The sequence below is a fragment of the Actinotalea sp. C106 genome, from assembly GCF_023630195.1.
Lineage (GTDB): Bacteria > Actinomycetota > Actinomycetes > Actinomycetales > Cellulomonadaceae > Actinotalea.
The window spans coordinates 1-1,609 of the sequence record NZ_JALPKN010000457.1; the positions used below are offsets into that span (position 1 = coordinate 1).

The 1,609-nt window shown below is 77.5% G+C and carries 2 protein-coding genes; both read left to right on the top strand.

Going from position 1 to position 1,609, the window contains the following annotated elements:
• Positions 1-929: FHA domain-containing protein (locus tag L0B03_RS17560; protein WP_250448263.1), on the top strand; the 929-nt coding region annotated here is incomplete at its 5' end.
• A gap of 55 nt (positions 930-984) precedes the next feature.
• Positions 985-1,609, top strand: a 625-nt coding sequence (locus L0B03_RS17565) for an EsaB/YukD family protein (protein WP_250448265.1), incomplete at its 3' end; no start/stop codon positions are given.

Consider the following 1,609-nt stretch of genomic DNA (forward strand, 5'->3'; position numbering starts at 1 on the left):
GCGCGGTGCGCCTCCCGCACGACGCGGCCCTCGGCCCCGCCTTCGACGGCGCCGTCGTCGCCACCGTCGGACGACGGGTCGGCGCCTACTGCCTCGACGCCCTGACCGTCCTTCTCGTGGCCGGAGCCGCCCTCCTCCTGACCTCCCACGGGGTCTACGCAGCCCTCGCCGCCGCCGAGACCGCCGTCGCCCTCGTGCTCTGGGAGGCGCGCAGCGGCCGCACCCCGGGCCACGCCCTGCTCGGGCTGCGCGTCGCCCAGGCAACCCGCCCCTACGCCCCCGGGCTCGGTCGCTCCCTGGGGCGGGCCGTCGTGCTCGGCGCCGGGCACGTGCTCCTCGTCGGGCAGTGGGCGGTCCTGCTCTCCCCGATGATGGACCGGTCGGGACGCCGGCAGGGCTGGCACGACGTCGTCGGTGGCACCGTGGTCGTCGACGTCCGGGCCCTGCGCCGCGCCGCCAAGGTCGCCGACCAGCCCGCGCCGCCCCTGCCGATCCCCCTCCCCGAGCCCGTGCCCGTGGTCGACGCCCTCGAAGCGCCCGTGCAGCCCTTCCCCCACACCGCGAGGGGCGCGTCCGCAGCGCCGGTGCAGGCGCCGTCGACCTACGTCGTGACCCTCGACACGGGCGAGGCGATGAGCGTCTCGGGCCCCGGCCACGTCGGCCGCCGCCCCAGCCCGCCCGAGGGCGAGCCCTGCGAGCACCTCATCACCATCGCCGACCCCGGCCGGTCCCTGTCCCGCACCCACGCCCGCTTCGGCATCGACGGGTCCGGGTTCTGGGTCGAGGACTGCGGATCGGCCAACGGCACCGCGGTCCTCACCGCGGACGGCACCGTCCTGCCGCTCGCCCCCGGGGAGCGCGCCGTCGTCCCGCCGCACGGGGCCGTCCGCCTCGGCGACCGGACCTTCACGGTGGAGCCGCTCGCATGACCACGGCCCCCGCCCCCCGCCCCAGCAGCCCCGACCCGACGACCGAAGGACCACGATGACCGCGCCGAGCTCGAGCCCAGGCCTCGGGACCCTCGTCCGGGTCTCGGTGAGCGCAGGGGACCGCGGCGCCGACCTCGGGGCCCCCGCCGGGGTGCCCGTCGCCGAGCTCGTGCCCGGCCTCGCACGGACCCTCGGTCTGCTCGACGCCACGACCGTCCACGGCGGCTACCACCTCGTCCGCTCCGACGGCGTGGTCCTCGACACCGACCGCAGCCTGCAGGCCCAGGGCGTCCAGGACGGAGCCGTCCTCACCCTCGAGTCCGGCGCACCCCCCGAGGACCTCCGCGTCTACGACGACGTCATCGAGGCCGTGGCCGACGCCGTCGAGGGCCAGTACGCCCCGTGGACCGCGCAGGACTCAGCCCTCACCGCCGTCGTCGCCGCGACAGCCTTCCTGCTCACCGGTGGTCTGCTCCTGCTGGGCGCGGACCCCACCTCGACCTTCCCGCCCGTGGTCGCCGCCCTCGCCGCCGTCCTCGTCGTCGGAGCAGCGGCCGTGGTCGCCCGCGTCGGGTCCCACGAGGTCGGCGCGCAGGCCCTCGCCGTCACCGGCACCGCGCTCGGGCTCGTCGCCGGGCTCACCGCGACCAGCACGGGGCCCGGCTGGGAAGTCGGGTCGT